General features: G+C 67.5%; 25 protein-coding genes and 1 riboswitch. Of the genes, 7 read left to right on the forward strand and 18 right to left on the reverse strand.

The window, feature by feature from the left end; all coding sequences use genetic code 11:
• The first annotated feature begins 72 nt into the window (after positions 1 to 72).
• Positions 73 to 1,683: a mannose-1-phosphate guanylyltransferase/mannose-6-phosphate isomerase gene (locus tag CYAGR_RS10245; RefSeq protein ID WP_015109736.1), complete on the forward strand. Its 1,611-nt coding sequence runs from the start codon at positions 73 to 75 to the stop codon at positions 1,681 to 1,683.
• On the opposite strand, the gene glmS is transcribed toward CYAGR_RS10245, so the two are convergent.
• The gene (gene glmS, locus CYAGR_RS10250; RefSeq protein ID WP_015109737.1) at positions 1,644 to 3,542 is read right to left on the reverse strand and encodes a glutamine--fructose-6-phosphate transaminase (isomerizing); all 1,899 of its coding nucleotides are present in this window, start codon (positions 3,540 to 3,542) and stop codon (positions 1,644 to 1,646) included. The genes CYAGR_RS10245 and glmS overlap by 40 nt on opposite strands.
• 133 nt (positions 3,543 to 3,675) lie before the next feature.
• Positions 3,676 to 3,921: a photosystem I iron-sulfur center protein PsaC gene (psaC, locus tag CYAGR_RS10255; RefSeq protein ID WP_007099573.1), complete on the reverse strand. Its 246-nt coding sequence runs from the start codon at positions 3,919 to 3,921 to the stop codon at positions 3,676 to 3,678.
• A 149-nt stretch (positions 3,922 to 4,070) separates the two neighbouring features.
• Here psaC and acpP point away from each other — a divergent pair, with 149 nt between their 5' ends.
• The 3 genes from acpP (at position 4,071) to tkt (ending at position 7,664) form a co-directional block, all read left to right on the forward strand.
• Positions 4,071 to 4,313 carry an acyl carrier protein gene (acpP, locus tag CYAGR_RS10260; RefSeq protein WP_015109738.1) on the forward strand — a complete coding sequence of 81 codons (243 nt, stop codon included), beginning with the start codon at positions 4,071 to 4,073 and terminating at the stop codon, positions 4,311 to 4,313.
• Between the two features lie 7 nt (positions 4,314 to 4,320).
• Positions 4,321 to 5,568, forward strand: a complete 1,248-nt coding sequence (fabF, locus tag CYAGR_RS10265) for a beta-ketoacyl-ACP synthase II (protein WP_015109739.1) — start codon at positions 4,321 to 4,323, stop codon at positions 5,566 to 5,568.
• Positions 5,569 to 5,645: 77 nt separating this feature from the next.
• Positions 5,646 to 7,664, forward strand: coding sequence for a transketolase (tkt, locus tag CYAGR_RS10270; protein ID WP_015109740.1), 2,019 nt, complete (start codon positions 5,646 to 5,648; stop codon positions 7,662 to 7,664).
• 68 nt (positions 7,665 to 7,732) lie between these two features.
• On the opposite strand, the gene CYAGR_RS10275 is transcribed toward tkt, so the two are convergent.
• The gene (locus tag CYAGR_RS10275; RefSeq protein ID WP_015109741.1) at positions 7,733 to 8,692 is read right to left on the reverse strand and encodes a glycosyltransferase family 2 protein; all 960 of its coding nucleotides are present in this window, start codon (positions 8,690 to 8,692) and stop codon (positions 7,733 to 7,735) included.
• Between the two features lie 21 nt (positions 8,693 to 8,713).
• On the opposite strand from CYAGR_RS10275, the gene CYAGR_RS10280 reads away from it, so the two are divergent.
• Complete coding sequence (locus CYAGR_RS10280) at positions 8,714 to 9,040, forward strand: hypothetical protein (protein WP_015109742.1); 327 nt, start codon at positions 8,714 to 8,716, stop codon at positions 9,038 to 9,040.
• A 29-nt stretch (positions 9,041 to 9,069) separates the two neighbouring features.
• On the opposite strand, the gene CYAGR_RS10285 is transcribed toward CYAGR_RS10280, so the two are convergent.
• From CYAGR_RS10285 to rfbF, 6 genes are read right to left on the reverse strand one after another with little or no spacing between them, the layout of a single operon-like run.
• Positions 9,070 to 10,491 carry a hypothetical protein gene (locus CYAGR_RS10285; protein WP_015109743.1) on the reverse strand — a complete coding sequence of 474 codons (1,422 nt, stop codon included), beginning with the start codon at positions 10,489 to 10,491 and terminating at the stop codon, positions 9,070 to 9,072.
• Between the two features lie 21 nt (positions 10,492 to 10,512).
• Positions 10,513 to 11,571, reverse strand: coding sequence for an SDR family NAD(P)-dependent oxidoreductase (locus tag CYAGR_RS10290; RefSeq protein ID WP_015109744.1), 1,059 nt, complete (start codon positions 11,569 to 11,571; stop codon positions 10,513 to 10,515).
• Between the two features lie 5 nt (positions 11,572 to 11,576).
• Positions 11,577 to 12,443 carry an NAD-dependent epimerase/dehydratase family protein gene (locus CYAGR_RS10295; RefSeq protein ID WP_015109745.1) on the reverse strand — a complete coding sequence of 289 codons (867 nt, stop codon included), beginning with the start codon at positions 12,441 to 12,443 and terminating at the stop codon, positions 11,577 to 11,579.
• On the reverse strand, positions 12,440 to 13,933 hold the full coding sequence (gene rfbH / locus CYAGR_RS10300; protein ID WP_015109746.1) for a lipopolysaccharide biosynthesis protein RfbH: 1,494 nt from the start codon (positions 13,931 to 13,933) through the stop codon (positions 12,440 to 12,442). Before rfbH ends, CYAGR_RS10295 begins: the two co-directional genes overlap by 4 nt.
• On the reverse strand, positions 13,930 to 15,063 hold the full coding sequence (gene rfbG / locus CYAGR_RS10305) for a CDP-glucose 4,6-dehydratase (RefSeq protein ID WP_015109747.1): 1,134 nt from the start codon (positions 15,061 to 15,063) through the stop codon (positions 13,930 to 13,932). Before rfbG ends, rfbH begins: the two co-directional genes overlap by 4 nt.
• A 2-nt stretch (positions 15,064 to 15,065) precedes the next feature.
• On the reverse strand, positions 15,066 to 15,839 hold the full coding sequence (rfbF, locus tag CYAGR_RS10310; RefSeq protein WP_015109748.1) for a glucose-1-phosphate cytidylyltransferase: 774 nt from the start codon (positions 15,837 to 15,839) through the stop codon (positions 15,066 to 15,068).
• 190 nt (positions 15,840 to 16,029) lie between these two features.
• Between rfbF and CYAGR_RS10315 the strand changes: the two genes are divergently transcribed.
• Positions 16,030 to 16,590: a J domain-containing protein gene (locus tag CYAGR_RS10315; RefSeq protein ID WP_015109749.1), complete on the forward strand. Its 561-nt coding sequence runs from the start codon at positions 16,030 to 16,032 to the stop codon at positions 16,588 to 16,590.
• Between the two features lie 4 nt (positions 16,591 to 16,594).
• Complete coding sequence (locus tag CYAGR_RS10320) at positions 16,595 to 17,638, forward strand: hypothetical protein (protein ID WP_015109750.1); 1,044 nt, start codon at positions 16,595 to 16,597, stop codon at positions 17,636 to 17,638.
• A 27-nt stretch (positions 17,639 to 17,665) separates the two neighbouring features.
• Here the strand turns inward: CYAGR_RS10320 and CYAGR_RS10325 are convergent, their stop codons facing one another.
• The 9 genes from CYAGR_RS10325 to CYAGR_RS10365 all read right to left on the reverse strand — a co-directional run bounded on the left by CYAGR_RS10325 (position 17,666) and on the right by CYAGR_RS10365 (position 25,980).
• On the reverse strand, positions 17,666 to 18,436 hold the full coding sequence (locus CYAGR_RS10325) for an NYN domain-containing protein (protein ID WP_015109751.1): 771 nt from the start codon (positions 18,434 to 18,436) through the stop codon (positions 17,666 to 17,668).
• A 111-nt stretch (positions 18,437 to 18,547) separates the two neighbouring features.
• Positions 18,548 to 19,321: a hypothetical protein gene (locus tag CYAGR_RS10330; protein WP_015109752.1), complete on the reverse strand. Its 774-nt coding sequence runs from the start codon at positions 19,319 to 19,321 to the stop codon at positions 18,548 to 18,550.
• A 767-nt stretch (positions 19,322 to 20,088) separates the two neighbouring features.
• Positions 20,089 to 21,204: a rhodanese-like domain-containing protein gene (locus CYAGR_RS10335; RefSeq protein WP_015109754.1), complete on the reverse strand. Its 1,116-nt coding sequence runs from the start codon at positions 21,202 to 21,204 to the stop codon at positions 20,089 to 20,091.
• Between the two features lie 14 nt (positions 21,205 to 21,218).
• Positions 21,219 to 21,662 (reverse strand): DUF6691 family protein, encoded by a 444-nt coding sequence (locus tag CYAGR_RS10340; protein ID WP_015109755.1) that lies wholly within the window; start codon positions 21,660 to 21,662, stop codon positions 21,219 to 21,221.
• The gene (locus CYAGR_RS10345) at positions 21,659 to 22,108 is read right to left on the reverse strand and encodes a YeeE/YedE family protein (protein ID WP_015109756.1); all 450 of its coding nucleotides are present in this window, start codon (positions 22,106 to 22,108) and stop codon (positions 21,659 to 21,661) included. The genes CYAGR_RS10340 and CYAGR_RS10345 overlap by 4 nt, the downstream gene beginning before the upstream one ends.
• A 65-nt stretch (positions 22,109 to 22,173) precedes the next feature.
• On the reverse strand, positions 22,174 to 23,562 hold the full coding sequence (thiC, locus tag CYAGR_RS10350; RefSeq protein WP_015109757.1) for a phosphomethylpyrimidine synthase ThiC: 1,389 nt from the start codon (positions 23,560 to 23,562) through the stop codon (positions 22,174 to 22,176).
• 39 nt (positions 23,563 to 23,601) lie between these two features.
• Positions 23,602 to 23,718: riboswitch (TPP riboswitch) on the reverse strand.
• A 158-nt stretch (positions 23,719 to 23,876) separates the two neighbouring features.
• The gene (locus tag CYAGR_RS10355; protein ID WP_015109758.1) at positions 23,877 to 24,476 is read right to left on the reverse strand and encodes a HEAT repeat domain-containing protein; all 600 of its coding nucleotides are present in this window, start codon (positions 24,474 to 24,476) and stop codon (positions 23,877 to 23,879) included.
• 5 nt (positions 24,477 to 24,481) lie between these two features.
• Positions 24,482 to 24,745: a DUF3188 domain-containing protein gene (locus CYAGR_RS10360; RefSeq protein ID WP_015109759.1), complete on the reverse strand. Its 264-nt coding sequence runs from the start codon at positions 24,743 to 24,745 to the stop codon at positions 24,482 to 24,484.
• On the reverse strand, positions 24,742 to 25,980 hold the full coding sequence (locus tag CYAGR_RS10365; protein WP_015109760.1) for an amidohydrolase: 1,239 nt from the start codon (positions 25,978 to 25,980) through the stop codon (positions 24,742 to 24,744). Before CYAGR_RS10365 ends, CYAGR_RS10360 begins: the two co-directional genes overlap by 4 nt.
• Between the last annotated feature and the right edge of the window lie 21 nt (positions 25,981 to 26,001).

Here is a 26,001-nt window from a genome sequence, read left to right on the forward strand (position 1 = left end):
AAAGCAGACAGTGCGGGGCTGCCCCGCTTGAATGTGCCCGTCTGATGGTCCTACGTGACAGCTGCCGCCGCGATGGCTACCCCCTCTCTGGTCCCGGTGATCCTCTGCGGCGGCACCGGCACCCGGCTGTGGCCCCTGTCCCGGGCGAGCTATCCGAAGCAGTACTGGCCCCTGGCCGGAAGCACCGAGGAAACTCTTCTGCAGCAGACGCACCAGCGCCTCCAGGGGCTGCCGGACCTGGCACCGCCGTTGCTGATCTGCAACGAGGACCATCGCTTCATCGTGGCCGAGCAGATGCGCCAGATCGGCGTGGAGCCGGCGGCGATCCTGCTGGAGCCGGTGGGACGCAACACCGCCCCGGCGGTGGCGGTGGCGGCCCTGCAGGCTACCGCCCGCGGTGAGGACCCCCTGCTGCTGATCCTGGCGGCCGATCACGTCATCCGCCGGGCCGCCGACTTCCGCGCCACCGTGGCCGCCGGCATGGCCGCCGCCAGCGCCGGCCAGCTGGTCAGCTTCGGCATCGTGCCCACCAGCCCCGAGACGGGCTACGGCTACATCGAGGCCGCCGGAGCCATGGCCGCCGCCACGCCCGTGCCGATCGCCCGCTTCGTGGAGAAGCCGGACAAGGCCACCGCCGAGGCGTTCCTGGCCACCGGCCGCTTCACCTGGAACAGCGGCATGTTCCTGTTCCGGGCCAGCACGATTCTGGCGGAACTGGAGCGCTTCGCCCCCGAGGTGGTGGGCGCCTGCCGCATCGCCCTGGAGCAGGACAGTGCCGACCTGGAGTTCCTGCGGCTGGAGCGAGAGGCCTTCGCCAACGGCCCCAGCATCGCCATTGACGTTGCGGTGATGGAGCGGACCGACCGGGGCGTGGTACTGCCCCTCGATGCCGACTGGAGCGACGTGGGCAGCTGGGCGGCCCTGTGGGAAACCTCCGAGCAGGACCCCGAAGGCAACGTGCTGCGGGGCCGGGTGATCAGCGAAGGCAGCCGCAACTGCTACCTGCGCAGCGAACACCGTCTGGTGGTGGGGCTGGGCGTGGAGGATCTGGTGGTGGTCGAAACCGACGACGTGGTGCTCGTGGCCCACCGCGACCGGGCCCAGGAGGTGAAGGGCATCGTCGGCCGGCTGGAGCGGGACGGGGCCCCGGAAAGCAGGGCCCACCGCCGCATCTACCGCCCCTGGGGCCATTACGACGGGGTGGTGGAAGGGGAGCGCTGGCAGGTCAAGAAGATCTCGGTGAAGCCCGGCGCCAGCCTGTCCCTGCAGATGCACCACCACCGGGCCGAGCACTGGGTGGTGGTGCGGGGCACCGCCGTGGTGGAGAAGGACGGGGTGGAGGAGCTGGTGGGCGAGAACCAGAGCACCTACATCCCCCTCGGCGCCCGGCACCGCCTCACCAACCCCGGCAAGATCGCCATGGAACTGATTGAGGTGCAGAGCGGCCCCTATCTCGGGGAGGACGACATCGTGCGCTTCGACGACCGTTACGGACGCAGCGACGCACCAGCCCCTCAGCCCGGCAGGAGCTGGGCGAAGCAGGGCAAGGGGAGGGAGGCCACCGACGGCTCCCGGTGCCACTCCCCCACGGGAGGGTGTCGGGCCGGTGACGCCCACCGCAGGCCGTCACCGGCCCGACACCCTCACTCGACGGTGACGGACTTGGCCAGGTTCCTCGGCTGATCGACATCCAGGCCCCGGTGGGCGGCGATGTGATAGCTGAGCAGCTGCATGGGGATCACCGTCAGCAGGGGGCTGAGGAGTTCATCCACCTCCGGCAGGGGCAGCAGCACGTCGAACAGTTCGGTGTCCGGGCAGGCGGGCGCCACGCCGATCAGCTGGGCATCGCGGGCCTTGGCCTCCTGGGCATTGGAGAGCACCTTCTCGAAGACGGTTCCAGGCACGGCGATCGACACCACCGGCACCCGGGCGTCAAGCAGGGCGATCGGGCCGTGCTTCATCTCCCCCGCCGGGTAGCCCTCGGCGTGGATGTAGCTGATCTCCTTGAGCTTGAGGGCCCCCTCCATGGCGATCGGGTAGTTGATGCCCCGCCCCAGGAAGATGACGTCCTGGGTGTCGGCGAACAGGTGGGCCAGCTCGGCGCAGCGGCGGTCATGGTCGTCGACCAGCCGCTGCAGCACGGCGGGCAGGGCGCGCAGCTGCTCCGCCAGCTCCCGCAGCTGGGCGGGGGTGCGGCCGCCGCCGAGGGGATGGGCCGTGCCGCCCCGGCGTTCGGCGAAGGCCAGGGCCAGGCCGTAGAAGGCCAGCAACTGGCCGAGGAAGGTCTTGGTGGCGGCCACCCCCACCTCGATGCCGGCGCCGATGTCGAGGAGGTGGGGCACCAGGCGGCCCAGGGAGCTCTCCGGGCGGTTGGTGATGCCCAGCAGCCGGGGGGCGTAGGCCGGATCAGCGATCAGGAAGCGCCGGTCCTGCTCCATCGCCAGGGCGGCGAGGGTGTCGGCCGTCTCCCCTGACTGGGTGACGCCGATGGTGAGCGTATGGGGCTCCAGCGGCGGCGGGGCGTAGCGGAATTCACTGGCGTAGAACACCGAGGTGGGCAGGCCCGCCAGCTGCTCCAGCAGATGGGCCCCCACCTGGGCCGCATGGCGGCTGGTGCCGCAGGCGAGGATCTGGATCCGCTCCACCCCCTCGTAGACGGACTCATCGAGGGGTAGGGCCACGAGGGCCCCCTCCGGCAGATGGCGGGCCACCCACAGGGCCACCGTTTCGGGTTGCTCGTGGATCTCCTTGTGCATGAAGTGGCGGAAGCTGCGCTTGTCCGCCACGTGCTCGGTACCCACCAGCAGCGTCGGGTTGCGCTGCACCCGGGCTCCCTGCCCGTCGTAGAGCTCGATCCCCAGCGGCGTGAGCAGGGCCACCTCGCCGTCCTCCATGGGCAGGATCGTGCGGGTGAAGCCGGCCAGGGCGGGAGTGTCGCTGGCGCAGAGGAACTCCCCCTCCCCCAGGCCGATCAGCAGCGGCGCCTGCCGCCTGGCCACCACCACCGCCCCGGGCACCGCCGCCCACACCACCGCCAGGGCATAGGCCCCGTGGAGCAGGGGCAGCACCTGCTGGAGGGCCTCCAGCAGCAGCGCCGGCGAGGCACTGGCCCCCCCGGCCTGCCGCTGCCGCAGCCGGCGGGCGATCAGGTGGGGAATCACCTCGGTGTCGGTGTCGGAGCGGAACTCCACCCCCTCGGCCTGCAGCTCCTCCCGGAGGCTGCGGTGGTTCTCGATGATGCCGTTCTGCACCACGGCCAGCTGGCCACTGCCATCGAGGTGCGGATGGGCGTTGCGCTCCTCCGGCTTGCCGTGGGTGGCCCAGCGGGTGTGGCCGATGCCGCACTGGCCCGGGGCCCCCCGCTCCTCGTAGCGGGCCGTGAGGTTGACCAGCTTGCCCTCGGCCTTGAGGCAGTGCAGGCCGGTCCCGTCAACGGTGGCGATGCCGGCGGAGTCGTAGCCGCGGTACTCGAGCTGGCGCAGGCCCTCCAGCAGCTGGGGGGCCGCCTCCCGCGATCCGATCAGGGCAACGATGCCGCACATAGGGAAAGGAATCCGGCGGGAAACGGGTGACGGGGACCTCGGGCGGGGGCCCGGGGCCACGGGCCGAGGCCAAAAAAAAGCCCGGCGCAGGCGCCGGGCATGAGCTTATGGGAGGGAAGCGGCGGCGCCGGGCTCAGTAGGCCAGGCCCATGGAGCGGCTGGTCTCGTCGCCGAGGTAGACGCGGATGCTCAGGAAGTCGGTGGGGCAGGCGGTTTCGCAGCGCTTGCAGCCGACGCAGTCTTCGGTGCGGGGCGAGGAAGCGATCTGGCCGGCCTTGCAGCCGTCCCAGGGAACCATCTCGAGAACGTCGAGGGGGCAGGCACGGACGCACTGGGTGCAGCCGATGCAGGTGTCGTAGATCTTGACGGCGTGGGACATGCCAGGGCCGGGAACGAACGGCGAGGTGCCCAAAGTACCCACACCGTTCCGGCGCAGGGCGACAGCGGACCCCGGCCGTCACCCTTGTTCATACGCGGAAAGGGCCCGAACGGGGCGACCCGTAGGATGCTGCCTCCCTCACAGCAGCCATGTCCCAGGAAGCGATCTTCGCGAAAGTCCGGTCGATCGTTGCCGAACAGCTCAGCGTGGAGGCTGACGAGGTCAAGCCGGAATCCAATTTCCAGAACGACCTGGGAGCCGATTCCCTCGACACCGTCGAGCTGGTGATGGCCCTGGAGGAAGCCTTCGACATCGAGATCCCCGACGAGTCGGCCGAAGGGATCACCACGGTGGGTGACGCCGTCAAATACATCCAAGAGAAGCAGGCCTGAGGCGTCCATGGTGGAGGGTCTCCGCCGCGTCGTCGTCACCGGCCTGGGCGCGGTCACACCGATCGGCAACAACGTCGCGGATTACTGGGAGGGGCTGATCAACGGCCGCAATGGGGTGGCGCCGATCACCTTGTTCGATGCCTCCCGCCATGCCTGCCGCTTCGCCGCCGAAGTCAAGGACTTCGACACGGCCGGCTGGCTGGAGCCGAAGGAGGCGAAGCGCTGGGATCGCTTCTGCCAGTTCGGGGTGGTCGCGGCCAAGCAGGCGGTGGCCGATGCCGGCCTGACCATCGACGACGGCAACGCCCCGCGCATCGGGGTCGCCATCGGCTCCGGCGTGGGGGGGCTGCTGATGATGGAAACCCAGGCCCACGTGCTGGCCGACCGCGGTCCCGACCGGGTCAGCCCGTTCTGCGTGCCGATGATGATCCCCAACATGGCCACCGGGCTGGCGGCCATCGCCCTCGGCGCCCGGGGGCCCAGCAGCGCCGTGGCCACCGCCTGCGCCGCCGGCTCCAACGCCATCGGCGATGCCTTCCGTCTCATCCAGCTGGGCCTGGCGGACGCCATGGTCTGCGGCGGCGCCGAGTCGGCGATCACCCCCCTGGGGGTGGCCGGCTTCGCCAGCGCCCGGGCCCTGTCGTTCCGCAACGATGATCCGGCCACGGCCAGCCGCCCCTTCGACGCCGAGCGCAACGGCTTCGTGATCGGCGAGGGGGCCGGCGTCCTGGTGCTTGAGAGCCTGGAGCACGCCACGGCCAGGGGCGCCCGGGTGCTGGGCGAGATCGTCGGCTACGGCATGACCTGCGACGCGTATCACTACACCTTGCCCTCCCCCGGCGGCGTGGGGGCGGCGGAGGCCATCCGTCTGGCCCTGGCAGATGCCCGGCTGGAGCCGGAGGCGGTGGATTACGTCAATGCCCACGGCACCAGCACCCAGGCCAACGACAGCAACGAGACCGCCGCCATCAAGTCGGCGCTCGGGGCCCACGCCATGACCATCCCGGTCAGTTCCACCAAGTCGATGACCGGCCACCTGCTGGGCGGCAGCGGCGGCATCGAGGCCATCGCCGCGGTGCTGGCGGTGGCCCACAACCTGGTACCGCCTACGATCAACTACAGCACGCCCGATCCTGCCTGCGATCTGGATGTGGTGCCCAACCAGGCCCGGGAACACGCCGTCAATGTCGTGCTTTCCAACTCCTTCGGATTCGGCGGCCACAACGTCTGCCTTGCCTTCCGCCGGATGACCTGACCACCCGGCGCGCCAGAGCGCACCGGGTCACCCATCCCAGGAACACCTCCCTCCTCCCCGTACTCCCCCGTCAAGCCATGGTCGCCGCCCCCACCACCCAGGTCGATAGCCACGTAGAGACGCTCTGCATCAACAGCATCCGCTTCCTGGCGGTCGACGCGATCAACAAGTCCAACTCGGGGCACCCCGGCCTGCCGATGGGCTGCGCACCGATGGCCTTCTCCCTCTGGGACAAGGTGCTGCGCCACAACCCCAAGAATCCGCAGTGGTTCAACCGCGACCGCTTCGTGCTCTCGGCCGGCCACGGCTGCATGCTGCTGTACGCGCTGCTTCACCTCACCGGCTACGACAGCGTGACCATGGAGGACATCAAGCAGTTCCGCCAGTGGGGCTCCCGCACCCCCGGCCACCCGGAAACCTTCGAGACCCCCGGCGTTGAGGTGACCACCGGGCCCCTGGGGCAGGGCATCTCCAACGCCGTGGGCCTGGCGATCGCCGAAGCCCACCTGGCGGCCAAGTTCAACAAGCCCGACGCCACCATCGTCGACCACTACACCTACGTGCTGATGGGTGACGGCTGCAACCAGGAGGGGGTCTCCAGCGAGGCCGCCTCCCTGGCCGGCCACCTGGGTCTGGGCAAGCTGATCGCCCTCTACGACGACAACCACATCACCATCGACGGCAACACCGGCGTGTCCTTCACCGAGGACGTGATGAAGCGCTACGAGGCCTACGGCTGGCATGTGCAGCACGTCGAAGACGGCAACACCGACGTGGCGGCCATCACCCGGGCGATCGAGGCGGCCAAGGCGGTCACCGACCGTCCCAGCCTGATCAAGGTCACCACCACCATCGGCTACGGCTCCCCCAACAAGGCCAACACCGCCGGCGTGCACGGCGCCGCCCTCGGGGCCGAGGAGGCCGAGCTCACCCGCCAGCAGCTGGAGTGGAGCTACGGCGCCTTCGAGGTGCCCGAACCGGCCTATGAGCACTGGCGCCAGGCCATCCAGCGCGGTGCCGCCGCCGAAGCCTCCTGGAGCGAGAGTCTGGCCGCCTACCGCAGCCGCTATCCCGCCGAGGCGGCCGAGTTCGAGCGGATGCTGCGCGGTGAGCTGCCCGAGGGCTGGGATGCCTCCCTGCCGATGTTCACCCCCGAGGACAAGGGCCTGGCCACCCGCCAGCACTCCTACAACGCCCTCAACGCCTTCGGCCCCAGCCTGCCCGAGCTGATCGGCGGCTCCGCCGACCTCACCCACTCCAACCTCACCGACATCAAGGGCGAGGCCAGCTTCCAGAAGGGCCACGAAGCCAACCGCTACCTGCACTTCGGGGTGCGGGAGCACGCCATGGCGGCGGTGCTCAACGGCATCGCGTACCACAACAGCGGCCTGATCCCCTACGGCGGCACCTTCCTGGTGTTCGCCGGCTACATGATCGGCGCCATGCGCCTGTCGGCCCTCTCCCAGCTGGGCGTGATCTACGTGCTCACCCACGATTCGATCGGCCTGGGCGAAGACGGCCCCACCCACCAGCCGGTGGAGACCCTCGCCAACCTGCGCGCCATCCCCAACCTGCTGGTGATCCGCCCCGGCGACGGCAACGAGACGGTGGGGGCCTACAAGGTCGCCGTCACCAACCGCAAGCGCCCCACGGTGCTGGCCCTGAGCCGCCAGGCCATGGTCAACCAGGCCAACTCCGCGGCCGACAAGGTGGCCAAGGGTGGCTACATCCTCAACGACTGCAGCGGCACCCCGGATCTGATCCTGATCGGCACCGGCACCGAGCTCGACCTCTGCGTCAAGGCCGCCGCCCTGCTCACCGCCGAAGGCAAGGCGGTGCGGGTGGTGTCGATGCCTTGTGTGGAGCTGTTTGAGGAGCAGGACGCCGCCTACCGCGAGTCGGTGCTGCCCGCCGCCGTGCGCAAGCGGGTGGTGGTGGAGGCCTCCAGCTCCTTCGGCTGGCACAAGTACACCGGCTTCGACGGCGCCAGCGTCTCGATCGACAGCTTCGGTGCCTCGGCCCCCGGCGGCGTCTGCCTGGAGAAGTTCGGCTTCACCGTCGACAACGTGGTGGCCACCGCCAAGGCCCTGGGCTGAGCCACTGACCAACTGCCGGGCCAATCTGGCCCGGCTTTTTCATGGCAGCCCGTGGAGTGGGCAGGGGCTCAGCCTTCGCGGTGGGGGACGTTGTGGCGGCTGCGCTCCACCACCAGGGGCAGGCGCAGGGTGCGCTGGTTGATGAAGCCGATGTATTCGCCCAGGATGCCGAGGGCGAACATCATGGCGCCGGCGAAGAACAACGCCGAGACCGACAGCATGGCCACACCGAACTGGAAGCTGTTCCAGAAGATCAGCTTGCTGACCATCACCACGAACGACAGCAGGATGGAAAGCGCCCCGAGGGACAGGCCGGCGGTGGTGATCAGCCGCATCGGCTTGCGGGAGGAGGTGACGATGCCGAGCACGCCGAAATCCACCAGGAACGACAACGACGCGGAGCTGCTGCCGCCCTTGCGGTCGGCACTCACGTAGGGAATGGTGGACCATTGGAAGCCGATGGCGCACACCAGGCCCTTGATGAAGGGATAGGAGTCGATCGACTGACGCAGGGCCACGATCACGGAGCGGTCGTAGATGCCGAAACCGGTGGTATCGCGCACCATCGGATAATCGGAAAGCCAGGAGAGGGTGGCGTAGTAGATCTTCTTGCAGAGGAAGAGGATCGGGCTCTCATGGCTGGAGCGCCGCACGGCGAAGATCACCTGGTCGTCGCCCTTCTTCCAGCCGTTGATCAGCTCCGCCACCAGCTCGGGGGGATCCTGCAGATCCGACATCAGAAACACATTGGCGTCGGCATCGGGCGCGAGCAGGGCATTGGCCGAGGAGCGCACGAAGCCGAAGTTCGAGACATTGCGGATCAGGCCAACGCGGGAATCCCTTGCCGCCAGGCCCTCGATCAGCTGCACCGTGTGGTCGGTGGAGCAATTATCGGCAAACACGATCGAGAAAACGTCGTCAGGAAACTGCTCAAGAACCTTGGCCAGCCTCACATAGAGCGCTTCGATATTGGACGACTCGTTGTAACAGGGAATGCAGATGGCGATATGATGCGGCGATCTCGTCATGGGCCAATGTTGTCAAAAAGCATGCTGCACGCAGTGTATCTTTTGGCTGCCGTTCTTGCGGCATGCCTGGGCCAATTCATCTTGCGGATCCGTCCACCGGCTGAAGGTGTCCGCACCGGCGCGCTCTACCTGGCGGCCTCGCTTGTTTGCTATGGCGCCTCCTTCGGAATCACCGCCCTGGTGCTGCCCTCCGCCGACCGAAAACTGGCGGTGCTGATGCTGAGCCTGCAGTATCCGCTGCTGTATGTGCTGTTCTCACTCAAGGATGCCGCCGCCCTGCCGCCGGCCAGCGTGATGGCGATCACCCTGGGGTATGCCATCGTCGCCGTCGGCATGTTCGGGCGTTAGGGACTTGCCGGCCTCAGAAAGACTGGGCTTCAGGAAGGCACGCTGCAGAGTCTTGCCATCTGACGCTCACCCAGCTGGAAACTCCACATCGGTCCGCCATAGATGTGGGTGAGCTTCGGGTGGGGCCATCGGCACTGCTCGCGGAGCTGCTCGGCATAGTCGAGGGTCCGCATCTCTCCGGTGGGGGTCATCACCTCGATGGGCCTGGGAACCACGTTGTTGTGATAAAAAACCAGCGTCAGCACCAGCCAGACCGACAGGGCACGGCAGGCGGTGCTCTGGCGGGTGCGGCGCTCCCGCACCAGCAGCACGAAGGCGATCAGCAGCACCGACAGGAACAGGACGGTGTTCCAGTAGAAGAAACGCCCGCCCACATCCTCGATCACCATCTGCGACGGATCCACCCCGCGGCGGGTGGCCACCAGCAGGCTGGAGAGGGAGAGCACCATGGTGGAGGCGATGGCCAGCAGGAGCAGGGCCGGCTGGCGCATGCGCCCGGTCACCACCCGCAGGGCCAGCAGCACCAGGGCCAGGGCCACCAGCACGGCCAGCAACTGCAGGGGATCGGGCAGTCCCCGCAGAACCCACCAGGGCTTGTAGCCCCCCAGCAGCGGGCTGATCAGGTGGACGGTGAACCAGTCGAGGAGCAGGCCGGGCCGCGCCAGCAGGGTCCTGAGGGCCTCGGCCGTCGACAGGGGGTAGGTGGTCTGGAGCTGGGAGAAGTAGAGCTGCAGGGTGGAGAGCAGCACCGGCAGGCTCAGCCACAGGGGCCGCAGCGGCAGGCGGCGGCGGCAAAGGCCATCGAAGATCAGCAGCGGAATCGTGTAGATGGCCATGAACGGGCCGGTGAAGGCCGCCACCAGCCCGTAGAGGAACAGCAGACCCCGCAGGGCCGCGGGCCAGGGGGGCTCGGGGCGGCCGCTTCCCTGCCGGGCCACCGCGCCGTAGGCGATCAGGATGAAGCCGAGCGGGAAGAAGATGTAGGCATTGGGCAGGTTGAGATAGGTCTCGCCGGCATAGGGGTGATACACGTAGGGGATGTAGGCCACCCGCATCAGCCGGCTGAACACCCCGGCACCGATGAGGCCCTCGACGCTGATCAGAGGCAGCAGCCAGGACACCCAGGCCACCAGCAGAAAGAAGCCGGGATAGGCCAGCGGCGAGAGCAGGTTCACGGCCGTCAGGGCGCTGATCCGCTGCAGGAGATGGCTGTAGCCGGCATACAGCTGAACCAGCGATCCAGCGCCCTGGTCGATGGCCTGCTGCAGGAAGATCGCGCCATCCTCCGCATAGAGGGTGGGCGCCAGGGAGACCGAGGGGCGCCGCAGGTGGTACCCCAGGGCACAGAGGCCGATCAGGGCGGCGGAGACGAGAAAGCCGTGCAGCCGGGGGGGCAGGCGCTGTTCCGCTGACTGGCGGAACCGCTGGATCGTGGGAAAAACGTTCGCCATGGGTGCGGGCAACGGCTCCGCTCAGGCCGCCATCAGGTGGGTTTCGGTCCAGGCGAGCATGCGGCTGACGCCGTCGCGGCAGGAGATGGCCGGCGACCAGCCGAGCAGCCGCTCGGCCTTGGCGATGTCGGCGATGAAGCAGTCCTGGTCGCTGGCGCGGCGGGGGGTGGGGGTGAACACCAGCGGCGGGATGGCCAGCAGCTCGGCGAGCAGGGCGAACAGCTCCAGCAGGCTGAGAGAGTTGGCGGCGCCGCCGCCGATGTTGAAGATCTCGCCGGTCATCCGCTCCCGGTGCTCGTAGGCGGCCCGGTAGAGGCGGATCAGGTCGTCGGCGTGGAGCACATCTCGCACCTGCTTGCCAGTGCCGGCGATGGTGAAGGGCTCGGGGGCCACACCGGCCTGGTGGGCGCGCTTCTGCTCGATCGCCTTCTGGCAGAACCAGCCCACCCAGCCCTGGTCGAAGGAGGCGAACTGGCGGCCGCCGAAGATCGAGGAGTGGCGGAACACGACCGTTTTCAGGCCATAGACGCGGGCCCAGTCGCGCACGTACTGGTCGGCGGCGCCCTTGGAGCAGCCGTAGGGGGTGGAGAAATCAAGGCAGAGGGCTTCGTCGAGGCCTTCGGGGTGATCGGGGAGGCGGTAACGGGTGGGGGTCTCCTCGTAGCGGAGGCCCTCCAGATCGCCGTAGACCTTGTTGGTGCTGCTGTAGGCGATCAGGGCCTCCGGGGAGAGGGCCCGGGCGGCCTCGAGCACGGCGAAGGTGCCGAGGACATTGGTCTGCAGGTCGCGGGCGGGATCGGTCAGGGAGGTGGTCATGGCCACCTGGCCGCCCACATGGGCGATGTAGTCGAAGGGGGCGTGGCGGCGGAACACGGCCAGCACGGCCTCGGCCTCGGCCAGGTCGGCCTGGATGAAATGGAAGCGGCCCGGGGCGGCCTGCTGCTCCAGCCAGGCCAGGTTGGCCGCCGAACCGCGCCGGAACAGGGCATCGACCACGATCACCTCGGCCCCTTCCTGCAGGTAGGAGGCGGCCAGGTTGGAGCCGAGAAAGCCGCAACCGCCGGTGATCAGGACCTTCATCGGATTCAGGGCAGAGGGGACGCGGGGAGCCTCAAACCAGCCAGGTCCGGAACGTATCGCTCGATCTGATCGGGGCGGTCGGGAAGCACACCGGGGCGCAATCTACCGGTCGCCCCCAGGCGCTCCCATTCCGCCTCGGCGAAGGCCAGCAGGCTGGTGGCGGCCCCCGAACCGATGTTGACCACCAGGGGCACCCCGGCGGCCACATCGGGCCGCGCGCAGGCCGCCAGCAGGTGGGCCGCCACCTCGGCGACGGGGATGAAATCGCTCACCTGGCGGCCGGAGGTCATGGGGAAATCGTCGCCGGCCAGGGCCGCGCGGCGCAAGGACGGCCAGAAGTTGCCCGCGAACTGGCCCTCGCCGTAGGCCGAGAAGATGCGGCCGTAGACGAGCTCCAGGCCCTGGGCGATGGCAAAGGCCCGCAGCAGCTGGAAGGCGGCCGCCTTGCTGGCGCCGTAGGGGCTCAGGGGCTCCAGGGGGGCGTCGGGGGGGATGGCCTCAAAACGGCGGGCGGCGTTGCCGTACTCGTGGCTGCTGCCCGCCACGACGCAGCGGCCCACCCCCGCCTCCGCCGCCCGCTCCAGCAGCCGCAGGCTGCCGGCCACGTTGGCCTGCACCAGCTCCTCCCAGCTGGCGGGCTTGGGGCTCACCCCGGCGGAGGCCAGGTGCAGCACCGCCTCCACGCCCTCCAGCGCCGAGGCCTCCAGGCTGGCGAGGTCGCCCTCGCACCACTCGGGCGCGCCGGGCAGGGGGATCACCGGGGCAGAAGCGGGGCTGCGGCGCAGGGCCCGCACCTGGTGGCCCGCCGCCAGGGCCGCCGCCAGCACATGGGAGCCGATGAAGCCGGTGCCGCCGGTGAGGAACAGCCTCATCGGCTGCGGCAGAAGTCGAGGATCACCTGGATCTCCTTGGCCAGCATCGGGGCCGTGAGGCCCGGGTAGGTGCCCAGGAACAGGGTGTCGACCATGATCGCGTCGGCGCCGGCCAGGTCGCCCACCACCCGCAGGGCATCGGGGCGGTCGGCGCGCAGCTGAACGAAGGCGGGCTGGCGCACCAGGTTGCCGCCGAACAGCATGCGGTTGCCGATGCGGTGGGCATCGAGCTCCCGGGCCAGGTCGGTGCGGCGGAAGGGGGCGTCGGACTTGACGGAGATCTTGAAGCCGAACCAGGAGCAGTCGGTGCGGCAGCCGCTGGCGTCCCAGGAGAAGCCGCTCTGCGGATCCCAGCCGGTGGCATGGGTGGGCAGGGAGAACTCCAGCACGGGCTCGGTGGGCACCAGGCCTTCGCGCAGGGTCTGCCAGTTGCGCTTGCGGGCCTCGATGAACTCCGGCAGGCGGCGCAGCTGCACCCGGCCGATGGCGGCCTGGGGATCGAGGGGTTTGAGGTTGAATCCGAGGTGGCTGTAGATGTACTTGTGGTCGTAGCCGGCGGGCAGCTCGCCCAGCTGCCAGTCGAAGCGCTTGCCGCAGGTGTCGTCCTTGCCGGAGGGGCACCAGCAGTCGCGGCCCCAGTCGCGGAAGCTCTCGGCCACCACCTTGAGCTTCTGGTCGCGGACGATGTTGACCGCGCCGCCCTCGCCCATGGTGAGGTGGTGGGGCGGGTAGAAGCTCTGGGTGCTGATGTCGCCCCAGGTGCCGGTCCAGCGGATGACGCGGTCCGGGCCCTCATCGAGGCCCGGGCTGTTCTCGCTGAAGCCGAGGGATTCGGCCAGCTCCCGGGGCATGGAGTAGGAGCAGCCCAAGGCGTCGCAGTTGTCTTCGACGAGCCAGAGGTCGTGGGCGCGGCAGAAGCGCAGCACCGCCGCCAGATCGAAGGGGTTGCCCAGGGCGTGGGCCATCATCACGGCCTTGGTGACGCCGGGCCGGTAGGCGGCTTCGAGCTGGTCGCAGCGGGCGTTGCCGGTGACCGGATCGGCGTCGATGAACACCGGCACGGCGCCCACCTGCAGGATCGGCGCCACGGTGGTGGGGAAGCCGGCCGCCACGGTGATCACCTCATCGCCGGGCCGCAGGCGTCGCTCGGCGGGCAGGCGGTGGGAGGTGAGGGCCGAGATGGCCACCAGGTTGGCGGAGGAGCCGGAATTGACCAGCAGGCTGTGGCGCACCCCCAGGAAGGCCGCCAGCTCGCTCTCCATGGCGGCGCCTTCGGTGCCGAGGGTGAGCCAGAAGTCGAGGGTGGTGCCCACGGCCGCTTCCACCTCGTCTTCGGTGAAGACGCGGCCGGCGTAGGGGATCGTCTGGCCGTCGGCGTGGGGGGTGCGATCTGGGTCATCGCCGGGGCGATAGGCGGCGTGGGCGCGGCGGGCGTAGTCGCGGGTGAGCCGCAGGATCTCCTGTTTGAGCTGGTCGAGGTCGGCGGTCATGGGGTGGATCGGCCCGGCGGCAGAGGAGCGAGATAGGCGGTGAGGTCGTCGAGGCAGCAGGCCAGCGGGTCGTCGCCCGCCTCGATCACGCGGCGATACCACTGAAGCGTGCGGGCGGTGGTGGTCGCGAAGTCCCAGCGGGGCGACCAGCCGAGGCGGTGGTGGGCCTTGTCGACCACAAGATTCAACAGACCGGCCTCGTGGGGGGCACTGGGATCGGAGGCATCGATCCAGGTGCCGGGCCAGTGGGCCAGGGCCTGCTCCACCAGCTCCCGCACGGGCCGGTTGGCCTCCAGCTGGGGCCCGAAGTTAAAGGCTTCGGCCATCGCCAGGCCCTCGGAGGGTTCGGCGAGGGCCTCGGCCAGGGCCAGGTAGCCGCCGAGGGGTTCGAGCACGTGCTGCCAGGGGCGGGTGGCGGCGGGGTTGCGCAGGGTGATCGGCTCACTGGCGCGCAGGGAGCGGACGGTGTCGGGAATGATGCGGTCGGCGGCCCAGTCGCCGCCACCGATGACGTTGCCGGCCCTGGCGCTGGCCAGGCGCAGGTGGGGCGACTGGTGGGGCAGGCTGCCGCAGTAGCTGGCGCGCCAGGAGCTGATGGCCAGCTCGGCGGCGGCCTTGCTGCTGCTGTAAGGGTCGTGGCCGCCGAGGGGGTCGTTCTCCCGGTAGCCGTAGAGCCACTCGTTGTTGCGGTAGACCTTGTCGGTGGTGATCAGCACCGCGGCGCAGGGATGGGCCAGGGGGCGCAGGGCCTCCATCAGGTGGATAGTGCCCATCACGTTCGTTTCCCAGGTGAGCACCGGCTCGGCGTAGCTGCGGCGCACCAGGGGCTGGGCGGCCAGGTGCAGCACCACCTCCGGCTGGACGGCGGCCACCAGCTCGCGCAGGGCGGCCGGATCACGCAGGTCGCCGATGTGGTGATCGAGGCGGGAGGCCAGGCCCAGCTGGTCGAACAGGGAGGGGTCGGTGTCCGGCGCCAGGGCGAAGCCGGTGACCTGGGCGCCGAGTTCGCAGAGCCAGAGGGCCAGCCAGCTGCCCTTGAAGCCGGTGTGGCCGGTGAGCAACACCCGCTTCCCCTGCCAGAAGGCGGGATCGGGCCGCTGCCAGGCCCGACGGGGGGAGGCGCTGGCCATGGTCAGCTCCAGACCTTCCAGGGGGCGCGGCCCTGCTGCCAGAGGTCCTCCAGACGCTGGCGGTCGCGCAGGGTGTCCATGGGCTGCCAGAAGCCGCGGTGCTTGAAGGAGCTGAGCTGGCCCTGGGTGGCGAGGGCCTTGAGGGGCGCCTGCTCCCAGACACACTGGTCGCCGTCGACCAGGTCGATCACGGCGGGCTCGAGCACGAAGAAGCCGCCGTTGATCCAGGCGTTGTCGCCGTCGGGCTTCTCCTCGAAGTCGGTGACCACATCGCCGTTGAGGTGCAGGGCGCCGTAGCGGCCGGGGGGCTGCACGGCGGTGAGGGTGGCCTGCAGGCCCTGGCGCTGGTGGTGGGCGATCAGGGCGGCGATGTCCACATCGGCGACGCCGTCGCCGTAGGTGAAGCAGAAGGATTCCCCCGGCGGCAGGTAGCTGCGCACCCGGGCCAGACGGCCGCCGGTGAGGGTGGCATCGCCGGTGTCGACCAGGGTGACCTTCCAGGGTTCGGCCTTCTGGCGGTGTACTTCCATGTGGTTGAGATCCATATGGAAGGTGACATCACTGGTGTGCAGGAAATAGTTGGCGAAGTATTCCTTGATCACATAGCCCTTGTAGCCGCAACAGATGATGAAGTCGTTGATGCCGTGGTGGCTGTAGATCTTGAGGATGTGCCACAGGATCGGCTTGCCGCCGATCTCCACCATCGGCTTGGGCCGCAGGTGGGTCTCCTCCGCGAGTCGGGTGCCCAGTCCACCGGCCAGGATGACGGCTTTCATCAGGCAGCAACGGGCCAGGCAGGCGGCGGCAACCTAGCAAAGGCGCTCCACGGCTCCAGTCCCAGACAGGCCGGGGGCTCCGGTGGCTGCCGCAGGGTCAGGCAGACAGGAGAAACACGACAGATTCCTAAGCTCCCAGGCAAGGCCAGACGCCCCTGGCCAGGATGAAAATCGTTTCCAGCACTGGTCTGTGGCCGCCCGAAGCAAGAAGCTGACGCTGGCCGAGGTGAAGGCGCTGATCCAGACGCTCCTGGGGAAGCCGGAGCTGGGCGAGGCCGATCTGCTGGCGTTCGCCCAGACCATCAACGGGGGCGCGTTCAAGGATCCGCCGCCACCGAAGCCCAAGCCCCCCACCGCCACCGAGATCAAGAACAAGGTGCTGGCCCATTTCAGGTGTAAGACCGTCACCCAGCTGCGCAAGGACAAGAACTTCCAGCTATCAATGACGGGCGAAGAGGTGGCACTGAAAACCAAGGACGACTGGCTGGTGCTCTACCGGCGCTTCATCGGCATTCCGGCCAACGAGCAGAACCTGGTGGACGGACCCACCGTGATCAACGGCATTGACGTGCTGCAGCACTTCCGTCCCTGGGTGGTGTTCGGCCTCGACCCGAAGACCGCCACGGCCGACGAGGTACGCGAGGCGTTTCGAAGGCTGATCCAGCAGCACCACCCCGACCACGGCGGTGATCCCCGCGTGGCGGAACGCCTGCAGACGATGAAGGACTCGATCCTTGCCCTGATGCCCTGAAGCGATGCGCGACCTTTTAACGGCACAGGAAACGGCCAGGATTCTCGGAAAACGAATCGACAGCCTCTACAACATCGTCGACGCGTTCGATGCCAAGGCTGACGATGAATGGGAGCTCGTGGAGGGCGAGCACTTTGAGTACGCCGGCCCAGCGCTGGCCGGCGCCAATGGACGGCGGCCCCGGCGCTTCAGTGAGGAGGGCGTGGAGGCCCTGGCCCGCCACATCGAAGCCACTGAGAAAACCGGGGTGTTGGGTTGGTTCCGCGAACGGCTGTTCAACGTGAAACAGAAGCGCAAACAGCTGCTGGTGTCGCGGCGGATCACTCAGGAGTTCATCGAGGCGGGCGGCACCTTGGAGATCCGGGGCGATCTGGCCTTCGTGAGCCGCAAGACCACCGTGGGGATCCTGCAGACCAACTACCTGGGGCTGAACAACTCTTGGAACCGGCTGCGCACCGCAGGCACCGAAGAAGGAGAGGAAGCCCTGGAGCTCAACAAGGACTTCCTGGAGAGCGAGGAACGGCAAGTGCTGATCAGCCAGCGGGGCATCGCCCGGGTGGCCCGCGACATGCGGGCCAACAGCAAGATCACCAAAACGCGCCAGGCCTGGATCGAAGCGGTGGGGGAGGTGGTGGAAGCCTGCTTCAACTCCGAAATCCGCTATCTCACCGAAGGGGTAGACCGGGCGATCAAGCGTGCCAAGTCGGCCGCCGGCCATCGCTGCGAGATCACTGGCAAGAAGGCTGAGGTGTACAAGAAGATCGACCTGGACGGGCACCATCTCTTCGACCGCCGCAGCCGCCCGGACCTGGCCGACCTTCCGGAAAACATCCTGGTGCTGACGCCCGATCTGCACCGGGAATTCCATGGTTGGAAGAGCGGGCCCTGTGCCCCCAAGGATGTGCTGGTATTCATCGAAGCCGTGCGGGGGGATCTGTTCGATCCTGTGAACTCCCACCACATGAAACGGCTAAGGGCGCTGACCCACCGGCTGCAGCGGTTCCAGAGTGAGAGGGAGGGGCAGAGGGTGAGGTATCACCGGGGCTGAGAGCCATAGTTGGAAGATGACGATCAGTCACTTCGCGGAGTTGTTGTTCCCCTGCATACTTCGCACATAGACGGCCTTGTTTCTCCGCTGCGTCTCGAACAAGTCAATCGCCTCGAACAAGCCACTGAGCTTGGCATAGCCATAGTTGCGTGGGTCGAATGACGTCTGATTCGCGATGTGTCCCCCAACTGGACCAAGATGCGACCATCCATCATCATCTGAGGTACTGGACACCGCGCCCCTCAACAAGTCAATCAGCTTGGTATCTTGCTTCAACTCCTTCCCAGTCTTTTTGATGCCCGCCGATGGGATGGAAGGCTCAGTTGAAACCATCGACTGGCCGATCGTCTCCAAGTACAAAAAGGTCGAGCAGGCGTAAACAAAAGGCAACGGGGTCTTCTTCTCGCCAAAGCCATAGACTTTCAAGCCGCTGGTCAAGATTCTCATCACTAGAGGCGTAAAGTCGCTGTCGCTCGAAACAATTGCGAAAGCATCCAGCTTCTGGGTATACAGCAAGTCCATAGCATCGATGATCATCGCTGCATCGGTGGCGTTCTTGCCCTTGGTGAGGTCAAACTGTTGGACTGGGCAAATCGCGTACTCCTGCAAGCACTCTTCCCAGGATTTCAAGGTTGGGCTCTTCCAGTTCCCATAAGCCTTGCGAATAATGGCAATTCCATATTTTGCGATTTCGGAAACAATCGCTGCGATCTTGGCAGCTGGAGCGTTGTCAGCATCAATCAGCAGCGCGATCTTGGATTCCTTCGGTTGCATCTGATTACTGCGCTCGAGGCTCATCACTTTCTTGCACTCTACCCATGGCAGCTTCTGCACGCACGGCATTCGTGTGAAGTGGTCTATCGCATGAGTAAAGCTGTGCCGCTTAGCGGCGACGGCTTGGACAAGCACTTAGCTCTCTGCACGAGGCACTCCGGCTACATCCATTAACCCCTCAATGCTAAGTGAAGAATAGGCAGGCAGGCGAATTCCATCGAACTCCGGGAACAGTTCCACGGAGAATTCGCGCCATCTGTCGTACTTGTTGTGGGCAACCGCGTAAAGCAAAACTCCGTAGGTTGTTGGCGAAGCTGATGAGAAAGGCAGTACGCGGCTCAAATCCAACTGGTGTTGACCCACCTCATAAGACTCGATGAGGCCCTGCCGGAGAAGGATGTTGAAATCGGTGTCGATCTTCAGCCCGAGCCCGAGCAGTTCGACGGAAGAGAACCAAGCCTTCATTGCCTGTATCTCTCTGCCCTGGCCGACGTTAATCGGTTCTGAGCTGGCAACCAGAAGCCTGTTGATGGAACTGTACAATGCGTAGTGAAGATGGAGCTGCCTAGCGGACAGCGACTTAATTGTGTCGAGAAGTTGGATTGAATCGTCATTCTTACCGTCGATCGTCCTCGAGGACGCAAGAATCCCCCCGAAGTACTCCGCGCAAATATCCTCGTCAGTAAAGGCACCACTAGTTAAAGCCTCATGAGCTACTCGGAGGTTTGCGCTTTTTCCGTCGTTAGGGTCCTCTATCTTCTTGTAGGCCTTGTCGATGATCTTGTCTCGGCCCTTCGAATAAAGGCGCTTTAGGTCGTCACCAATTTCCGCAAGGACTGGCCCCAATGTCTTCTGGAGTGCCCACTCTCCCGGAAGGGCAAGCGCGATCGTTTTCTCGTCATCCGTCATTGATACCTCAGAGAGCCAACGTTGCTGGCAACCGGCCTGCCGAAGGCGGATCTGGTTGACCAGCGGGTTAGGCTGCGAATCTGTGATGCTACTAGTACTGCGCTACAAAGTGGCCCCATGCTCTCACTACAACTACGTCGGCACTCTGACTCCCCTTTTCTAGGGACGGAACCGTCGAGAAGACTATGCCATCATTGAAGGTTCTTTCGACATTCTCTGTCACTTTACCGACGAATGCCCAACGATTAACGGTTCCACTTCTCAACGTCTGCTGGAGAGCGAAGTTGAACAGGCTAGAGGTGCCTACAACTGAAAGTCGTTGCATAGAAATGTCTGTAATTACAAACACAAAGCCCTTGGCTATGGAGAATGGCGAATCACTTCCATTTGGACCAGTTAGGACGAAGGGTTTTACCGTTCCAGGTGCAACGCTTGCCGTAATCTGTGTTGAATTTGTCATGACGCTGTTCCTTTGGGGATTAATGGGTTGACGATTAGGTTGTCGGGCATCCGCAAGCCGACTCTGACAGAAAGAAGGGGTGCTTGTGCACGACTCGTGCGTTTGCGGCCTAACTCGTTCTTCGACGTTTCCGCGGACTACCCCCAGACGACAGACCCATTCCGGCGAAGACCTAAGTCCACAGCAATCAGTCTCTGAAACCCCTACACCCCAACGGCACTCTAAGCAAGAACGCCAACGCCAGCCATGGTCAACGGTTCCTCGAACCACTTGTGCCCTCAACTACAGCAGACCGCAATGATGTGAATCACGCGGGATGCTCCAGCGGCAGCCCCTGCGCCTTCCAGGCCCTCAACCCGCCGCGCATGTTGGCCACTTGGGTCAGCCCCTGCTTCTGCAGCTGTTGGGTGGCCAGAGCCGAGCGACTGCCGGAGTGGCAAAGCACCACCGTGGGCCGATCCGTGGGGATCTCGTCGGCTCGGCTCTGCAACTCAGGCAGGGGAATCAACAGGCTGCCCGAGATGCGACCGTCCGGGCCCTGCACTTCCGCTTCGGAACGGACGTCCACCAGCGTCAGGGCCTCGCGGTGGCCGGCCACCCAGTCGGCCGTCAGTTCCGGCAGGCCGGCATAGCTGCGCTCGATCGGTGCCCAGTCGTCCGCTTCCTCCACGCCACCGTCGGCGGGCCGGCCGGAGCGCAGGTTGGCCGGCAGGGCCACGGCGATGCGGTTGGGGTGGGGGAGATGCAGGTTCTCCATGTAGCCCACGAAATCGCGCTCGTCGGCATCGCCGCCGAGCCGGGCGTTGTAGGCCTTCTCCTCGGCCACCGAACTCACCGCCCGGCCGCTGTAGTCGTGGGCCGGGTAGAGCAGGCAGTGGTCGGGCAGCGTGAGGATCTGCCCGGTGATCGAGTGGTACAGGGTGGACGCATCCCCCTGCTGAAAGTCGCAGCGGCCGCAGCCCCGCACCAGCAGGGCATCGCCGGTGAAGGCCAGGCTGTGGTCATCAAGCACGACGCTGAGGCAACCGTCGGTGTGGCCGGGGGTGGCACGCACCTCCAGATGGCGGCCGCCGAAGCGCACCCGATCACCGTGGCGCAGGGGCAGGGTCACGTTCTCAGCCCCGGCGACGGCGGCCAGGGCGATGGCGCAGCCGGTGGCCCGGTGCAATCGCCAGCTGCCGGTCACGTGGTCAGCGTGCACATGGGTATCGAGACTGGCGACCAGATCGATCCCCAGTTCCCGGATCAGCGAAAGATCGCGGGGGTGTTGCTCGTACACCGAATCGATCAGCACCCCCTGCCGGGAGGCCACATCCGCCAGCAGGTAGGTGAAGGTGCCCGTCTCGGCGTCGAACAGCTGCCGCAGCAGCAGCGGCGCAGCGCCGGCGGCAGCCGCCAGGGGGAAGGAAGGAGAGGGGGCCATCGGGTTCTGGGGCGTCAGCCGGGACCCTGCTGCGGCCCACCTTGCAGCTTGGAGCCGCCTTCCGCCAGGACGCCCTGCAGATAGGCGCCCACGAACATGCCGGCCAGGCCGATCAGCACCGGCCCGTTGCCGATGCCGAGGCTAGCCACCGCCGCCCCCGGGCACAGGCCGCACAGGCCCCAGCCCACACCGAAGATCACCGCCCCCGGCACGGTGCCGGCCAGCATCGGCTTCACTTCATGGGAAAAGGGCAGCCCCAGCAGCGTGGTCTGCCGCAGCCGCGGGGCCAGCCGGAAGCCGACCGTCGTGACCGCCAGGGCCGCCGCCATCACCAGCAGCAGGCCGAGGTCGCGCAGCTGCAGGAAGCTCAGCACCACCTCCGGCCGGGCCATGCCGCTCCAGGCCAGCCCATAGCCGAACAGGCCACCACCCAGGAGGATCGCGAACAGGCGCTTCATGGGGTCACCCCCAGCAGCATCACGACCCGGGCGGTGACGATGGCCACCGCCATGAACACGGCGACCGCCAGCAGCGAGGCCCTCGAGAACGAGGCGACGCCGCAGATGCCGTGGCCGGAGGTGCAGCCCGAGGAGAGCCGGGTGCCGAAGCCCACCAGCAGCCCCCCCAGCGCCAGCCGCCACCAGCCCACCGCCGTGAAGAAGAACGCCTGGTGGGTGGCGGCGTACAGCCAGGCGCCGAGCACCATGGCCAGGGCGAACAGCAGCCGCCAGTCGCGCGAGCCGCGCTCAGCCTTGAGCGGCGTGACGTAGGTGAGCGTGGAGCTCAGGAAGGAACTCGCCCCGGCTTTGACGCCGAGGGTGAGGTACATGACCATCAGTCCCAGTCCGAGGAACAGCCCCCCGCACAGATAGGACGTGACGCCATTGGGGAAGGGGAAGCCCATCGATGCGGCCAACAACGACAGTTAGACCATAAATACATCGGTGACAGCGGGCAACGCCCCCAACTTCAGACCCCGAGCGGTTCCCCCTGGGCCTTCTTCTGCTCGGCCAGCACCTGCTCGAGACCCTCGATGTCTTCGTCGGTGATCTTCGTCTGCATCGGGCAGTGCTTGGGGCCGCACATCGAGCAGAACTCCGCCTGCTTGTAGATGTCGGCCGGCAGGGTTTCGTCGTGGTACTCGCGGGCCCGTTCGGGATCGAGGGAAAGATCGAACTGCTTGTTCCAGTCGAAGGCATAGCGGGCCCGGCTCAGTTCATCGTCGCGGTCGCGGGCGCCGGGGCGGTGGCGGGCGATGTCGGCGGCGTGGGCGGCGATCTTGTAGGCGATCAGGCCCTCGCGCACATCCTCCGCATTGGGCAGGCCCAGGTGTTCCTTCGGCGTCACATAGCAGAGCATCGCCGTGCCGTGCCAGCCGGCCAGGGCGGCGCCGATGGCGCTGGTGATGTGGTCGTAGCCGGGGGCGATATCGGTGACGAGGGGGCCGAGCACGTAGAAGGGCGCCTCGCTGCACTCCTCCATCTGCTTCTTGACGTTGAACTCGATCTGATCCATCGGCACATGGCCCGGACCCTCCACCATCACCTGCACGTCGTGCTTCCAGGCGCGGCGGGTCAGCTCACCCAGCGTCTTCAGTTCCGCCAGCTGGGCCGCATCGGAGGCATCGTGCTGGCAACCCGGCCGCAGCGAATCCCCCAGAGAGAAGCTGCAGTCGTAGCGCTTGAAGATCTCGCAGATGTCGTCGAAGCGGGTGAACAGCGGGTTTTGCTTGTGGTGGTAAAGCATCCACTGGGCCAGGATGCCGCCGCCGCGGCTCACGATCCCAGTGAGGCGGCCCTTGACCAGCGGCAGGTGCTCGATCAGCAGGCCCGCATGGATCGTCTGGTAGTCGACCCCCTGCTGGCAGTGCTTCTCGATGATGTGCAGGAAATCGTCGGCATCGAGCTTCTCGATCGAGCCGTGCACGCTCTCCAGCGCCTGATACACGGGCACGGTGCCGATGGGGACTGTGGAGGCGTTGATGATCGCCGTGCGCACCTCATCGAGGTTCACCCCTCCGGTGGAGAGGTCCATCACCGTGTCGGCGCCGTACTTCACCGCCAGCTTCAGCTTCTCCACCTCCTCGTTGAGGTCGGAGGCATTGGGGGAGGCGCCGATGTTGGCGTTCACCTTGCACCTGGACGCAATGCCGATCGCCATCGGCTCCAAGCCGGGGTGCTCGATGTTGGCCGGGATGATCATGCGGCCCCGGGCCACCTCTTCCATCACCAGCGACTCGGGCAGGTTTTCCCGCTTCGCCACATAGGCCATCTCCTCGGTGACAACGCCCTGGCGGGCGTAGTGCAGCTGGGTGACGTTGGCTTGACCACGACGCTTCTGGATCCAGGCGCTGCGCATGACGGAAGGAGACGATGGGGCCGAAATGGGGGGCGCAGCCTGAGAGCTTCCGCACTTCCCTGCGCCGGCATGACCCGGATCAGGTTCGGAGGGTGTGATCTCAGCCCTGGGCGAAGCGATCGGTGGATCCTGCGCCGGGCACCCCTAGTGACTTTGGAAAGCTAGCAAGGCTGAAGAAGGTCAAGGGGTACGCAACAAGGATTCCGGGATCTGTACAGGTTGTACAGGAGCGGGAAACAACAGCGCCGCACCATCACCAGGCCCCGCGAGTCCCCGGCCCGGCGCAGTCAAGGCGCTGGCGTCAGGCGCAGGGATCAGCCCTGCAGGCCGTCCAAAGCAATGGCCGTGACCCTGTGGTCGCCGTCGCTCTGCAGCGCCGCCAGGGCTTCGCGGGCCTGGGCCGCCTCGGGCCCCCGCCCATCACGCACCAGCCGGCCCAGGATCTCGGCCCCGCCGGCCCGCACCGTGCCGTCGCCATCGGCCACCGCCTCCCCGGCCAGCTCCAGGAGCCAGGCCGCCGGCATCGCCTCCTGCTCCGCCAGGGCCGAGAGGATGCTGCAGCGCACCAGCCACTGGTCGTCGGCCACGAACGCATCCCGCAGCAGGGGCCAGGCCCGCTCCACCCCGTAGCTGGCCAGGGCATTGGCCGCCTCGGCGCGCACGTTGGCGTCCTCGTCCTGGCGCACGGACCTCTCCAGGGCCGCCCAGCCCGCCTCGCTGCGCTTCACGCCCAGGCCGGCGCAGGCCAGGGAGCGGATCACGAAGGTGGTCTGCTCCAGCCCCAGCAGCAGCAGCGGGATCGCCGCCTCCGGCTCCACACCACGCAGCCCCGCCAGGGCGGGCATGGCCCGGCTCGGATCGCCCGAGGCGATCGCCTGCCGCGCCGCTTCCAGATCGGGGGTGGATTCACTCACGGGGATCAGGGCGGGGATCCTTCACCTTGGCGCAGCTCGCCGCCGGCCGGGGGGGCCTGGCGCAGGGCCCGCAGCAGCTCAGCCCGCCGCCGCCGCCGTCGGATCCAGCTGGTGGTGAGCAGGCCGGAGCCGATCACCAGGGCGGGCACGGCCGGCAGCCGGTCGGTCCCCTGGCGGGTGAACAGCACCAGCAGGGCCAGCAGGATCAGCAGCGGCGAGGAGAGCGCCAGCAGCGCCGCCCGGAAGCGCGAGGGCCGACGGCCGCTCAAACCGGCAGCTCCATCCAACGCAACAGGCTGAGTGTGAGCACCTTGATGCCCACCTCCAGGCAGCCCTCGTCCGGATCGAAGCTGTTGCTATGCAGGGGCGTGCAGCCGCCCGGCCCGGCCACCCCCAAGCGGAACATGGTGCCGCGGGTGCCCTCCAGCAGCTGGGCGAAGTCCTCGGCCCCCAGCGACGGCTGCTCGAGCCACTGCACCCGGGAGCGGCCCAGCAGCGCCACGGCCGAATCGGCCACCAGCTGGGTGAGCTCCGGGTCGTTGTGCACCGGCGGCGAGATGCAGCGGTAATGCACGCGGGCCTCGCCACCGTGGCCCTGGCAGAGGGCATGCACCGTGTCCTCGATCCAGCCCGGCAGCTGGGCGTGCACCTCCAGATCCAGGCAGCGCACCGTGCCCAGCAGCCGCACGTGGTCGGCGATGACATTGAAGGCCTTGCCCCCCTCGATCAGCCCGAAGCTCACCACCACCGGATGCAGCGGATCCAGCCGCCGGCTGATCGCCTCCTGCAGCCCGCTCACCACCCGGGCGGCGATCCAGATCGCATCGGTGCTCTGGTGCGGGCGGGCGCCGTGGCCCCCTTCCCCCAGCACCTCCACCTCCAGCTCCCCCGCCGCGGCCGTGAGGCTGCCGCTGCGCACCCCCACCGTGCCCACCTCCAGGCTGGGGAACACGTGCACCCCGAACAGGGCCTGCACCCCGTCCATCGCCCCGTCGGCCCGCATCCAGGCCGCCCCTTCCGCCGTCTCCTCCGCCGGCTGGAACAGCAGCCGCACCCGGGCCGTGAGCCGGTCGGCCACGCCGGCCAGAAGCCGGGCCACCCCCAGCCCCACGGTGGTGTGGATGTCGTGGCCGCAGGCATGCATCAGGCCCTGGCGGCTGGAGGCGTAGGGCAGCTCGGTGCGCTCCTCGATCGGCAGGGCGTCCATGTCGGCCCTCAGGGCCACCAGCGGCGCCCCCAGCGGCCCCAGCTCGGCCACCACCCCGGTGCGGCCCACCCCCTCACGCACCTCCCAGCCCCAGCGCCGCAGCTCACCGGCCACCAGGGCGGCGGTCTGCTGTTCGTGGCCGCTCAGCTCGGGGTGGCGGTGGATGTGGCGGCGGATCTGGATCAGCTCCGGCAGCAGCGCCTGCAGGATCGCCTCCAGCCCCAGGGCGGCCCAGGCCCCATCCCCCCCCTCGACGGGCCCGCCGGGTGAGAAGGGGGGAAAGGACAACGGGGTCATGGGCGGAGGGGGGGCCGAGGA

The sequence above is a fragment of the Cyanobium gracile PCC 6307 genome (assembly GCF_000316515.1).
Lineage (GTDB): Bacteria > Cyanobacteriota > Cyanobacteriia > PCC-6307 > Cyanobiaceae > Cyanobium > Cyanobium gracile.

Coding starts and splice junctions, on each gene's coding strand:
- thiC (WP_015109757.1), bottom strand. CDS start 23,562: ATGCGCAGCGCCTGGATCCAGAAGCGTCGTGGTCAAGCCAACGTCACC.
- CYAGR_RS10340 (WP_015109755.1), bottom strand. CDS start 21,662: ATGAAGCGCCTGTTCGCGATCCTCCTGGGTGGTGGCCTGTTCGGCTAT.
- CYAGR_RS10285 (WP_015109743.1), bottom strand. CDS start 10,491: ATGGCGAACGTTTTTCCCACGATCCAGCGGTTCCGCCAGTCAGCGGAA.
- tkt (WP_015109740.1), top strand. CDS start 5,646: ATGGTCGCCGCCCCCACCACCCAGGTCGATAGCCACGTAGAGACGCTC.
- CYAGR_RS10345 (WP_015109756.1), bottom strand. CDS start 22,108: ATGGGCTTCCCCTTCCCCAATGGCGTCACGTCCTATCTGTGCGGGGGG.
- CYAGR_RS10335 (WP_015109754.1), bottom strand. CDS start 21,204: ATGGCCCCCTCTCCTTCCTTCCCCCTGGCGGCTGCCGCCGGCGCTGCG.
- CYAGR_RS10295 (WP_015109745.1), bottom strand. CDS start 12,443: ATGAGGCTGTTCCTCACCGGCGGCACCGGCTTCATCGGCTCCCATGTG.
- rfbF (WP_015109748.1), bottom strand. CDS start 15,839: ATGAAAGCCGTCATCCTGGCCGGTGGACTGGGCACCCGACTCGCGGAG.
- glmS (WP_015109737.1), bottom strand. CDS start 3,542: ATGTGCGGCATCGTTGCCCTGATCGGATCGCGGGAGGCGGCCCCCCAG.
- CYAGR_RS10365 (WP_015109760.1), bottom strand. CDS start 25,980: ATGACCCCGTTGTCCTTTCCCCCCTTCTCACCCGGCGGGCCCGTCGAG.
- CYAGR_RS10320 (WP_015109750.1), top strand. CDS start 16,595: ATGCGCGACCTTTTAACGGCACAGGAAACGGCCAGGATTCTCGGAAAA.
- rfbH (WP_015109746.1), bottom strand. CDS start 13,933: ATGACCGCCGACCTCGACCAGCTCAAACAGGAGATCCTGCGGCTCACC.
- rfbG (WP_015109747.1), bottom strand. CDS start 15,063: ATGGCCAGCGCCTCCCCCCGTCGGGCCTGGCAGCGGCCCGATCCCGCC.
- CYAGR_RS10290 (WP_015109744.1), bottom strand. CDS start 11,571: ATGAAGGTCCTGATCACCGGCGGTTGCGGCTTTCTCGGCTCCAACCTG.
- fabF (WP_015109739.1), top strand. CDS start 4,321: ATGGTGGAGGGTCTCCGCCGCGTCGTCGTCACCGGCCTGGGCGCGGTC.
- CYAGR_RS10280 (WP_015109742.1), top strand. CDS start 8,714: ATGCTGCACGCAGTGTATCTTTTGGCTGCCGTTCTTGCGGCATGCCTG.
- CYAGR_RS10275 (WP_015109741.1), bottom strand. CDS start 8,692: ATGACGAGATCGCCGCATCATATCGCCATCTGCATTCCCTGTTACAAC.
- CYAGR_RS10330 (WP_015109752.1), bottom strand. CDS start 19,321: ATGACGGATGACGAGAAAACGATCGCGCTTGCCCTTCCGGGAGAGTGG.
- CYAGR_RS10245 (WP_015109736.1), top strand. CDS start 73: ATGGCTACCCCCTCTCTGGTCCCGGTGATCCTCTGCGGCGGCACCGGC.
- psaC (WP_007099573.1), bottom strand. CDS start 3,921: ATGTCCCACGCCGTCAAGATCTACGACACCTGCATCGGCTGCACCCAG.
- acpP (WP_015109738.1), top strand. CDS start 4,071: ATGTCCCAGGAAGCGATCTTCGCGAAAGTCCGGTCGATCGTTGCCGAA.
- CYAGR_RS10325 (WP_015109751.1), bottom strand. CDS start 18,436: ATGAGCCTCGAGCGCAGTAATCAGATGCAACCGAAGGAATCCAAGATC.